This window comes from Exilibacterium tricleocarpae (assembly GCF_007004655.1).
Taxonomy (GTDB): domain Bacteria; phylum Pseudomonadota; class Gammaproteobacteria; order Pseudomonadales; family Cellvibrionaceae; genus Exilibacterium; species Exilibacterium tricleocarpae.
Map to the genome: position 1 here is coordinate 1 of NZ_ML660147.1, position 1,774 is coordinate 1,774.

Annotated in this window: 1 protein-coding gene; it reads left to right on the forward strand. The window is 65.2% G+C overall.

Features of this window, described 5'->3' with window-relative positions:
• On the forward strand, window positions 1-1,774 hold a 1,774-nt coding region (locus FKG94_RS28530; RefSeq protein ID WP_142930352.1), incomplete at both ends, for an amino acid adenylation domain-containing protein.

Sequence of the window (1,774 nt, forward strand, 5' to 3'; positions counted from 1 at the left end):
TGCACGCACTGTTCGAGGCTCAGGTGCGTAAACACGGTGCGGCCCCCGCCGTGATTTACGAAGAACACACCCTCAGCTACCGGCAGCTAAACCGGCGCGCCAACCGGCTGGCCCGTTACCTGATGGCCCGCGGCGTCGGGCCCGACACCCCGGTGGGGCTGTGTATGACGCGCTCCCCGGAAATGCTTGTCGCCATCCTGGCGATCCTTAAAGCCGGCGGCGCCTATGTGCCCCTGGACCCCCAGGCACCGCCCGCGCGCCTGGCCGCCCTGCTCGACGACACGGGCATGGCGATAGTGTTGACGCAAGGGCACTTACAGGTGTCGACCGGACTGCCCGAGACGCTCGCCCTGTGTGTGGACGATGACCACCTGCAGCAGACCCTGGCCGATTATCCGTGTACCAATCTGAGCAAAGCCGACAAAGCCCGGCGCGGCCAGCGCGGCGACAACCTCGCCTATATCATTTACACCTCCGGCTCCACCGGCACACCCAAGGGCGTGATGATCGAACACCGCGCCGCGGTGAATTACGCCGTGCAGATAGCGCAGCGGTATTTTCAGGGCGAGGTGGACGGCAGTATCGTCAGTTCCCCGCTGGCGTTCGACCTGGCGCTGACCGGCGTGCTGCCGCCGCTGGTGGCCGGCAAGTCGCTGCACCTGCTGCCCCAGGACGACAATGAAATCCTGCATCTCTACCGGCTGTTGCAGGCGCCGGCTGCCGATACGCCGGCGGTCTTGCCGTCCGAGGTTTCAAAGTCCGAGGTTTCAAAGTCCGAGGCATTGACATCCCAAACGGTAAAACCCGACGTAGTAAAACCGCAAGCCATAAAGCCCAAGGTAGTAAAACTGACGCCGTCGCATCTCGATGCCCTGGGGCAGTTACACGGGGATAAGGGTGTACTGAGTGAAGTCGCCCACCGGGTAATTGTCGGCGGCGAAGCATTACCAGGTCGCCAGGCCCGCGCGCTGGCGCAGTGGCTGCCCAACGGTCTGTATGTCAACCATTACGGTCCCACCGAGACGACTATCGGTTGTGTGACCTGCGATTTCGAGCGCGATACGGCGGCGCTGGCGGACTGGGTCTCGGTGCCGATCGGCCGGCCGCTGCCCCGGGTTGAAGTTTATGTGGTGGACCGCTTCGGGCAGTTGGCAGCGCCGGGTGTGGTGGGCGAGTTGTGGGTGGGCGGTGCCGGGGTGGCGCGCGGCTACTGGCAGCGCGCGGCCTTGAGCGAGGCCAGGTTTATCCGCAACCCGTTCAGCGACGATCCGCACAGTCGGGTGTACCGCACCGGCGATCGGGTCCGGTGGCTGGCCGACGGCACGCTGGCGTTTGTGGGGCGGGTGGACCAGCAGGTGAAGCTGCGCGGCTTTCGTATCGAGCCGGGTGAAATCGAGTCGCAGTTGCTGGCGCTGCCGGCGGTGAACCAGGCGGCGGTGGTGTTGCACGGCGGTGCGGGGCCGTGCGCAGAAGAGAAGGGCGAGGGACGCCTGATCGCCTATGTGAGTTTATTGCGCCCGGATGCGCTGACGGCGGCGGCCTTGCGTGAAACGCTGGCGGCGCACCTGCCGGCCTATATGATGCCGTCGCAATTTGTGATCATGGCCTCGCTGCCGTTGACGGCAAATAACAAAGTGGACCGCAGTGCCTTGCCGGACCCGGATGCGCACGCGTTGCAGGCGGAAACTTATGAAGCGCCGGTGGGCGAGATAGAGCAGGTGCTGGCGGATATCTGGCAGGCGTTGCTGGGTGTGGCGCGGGTCGGCCGGCGCGA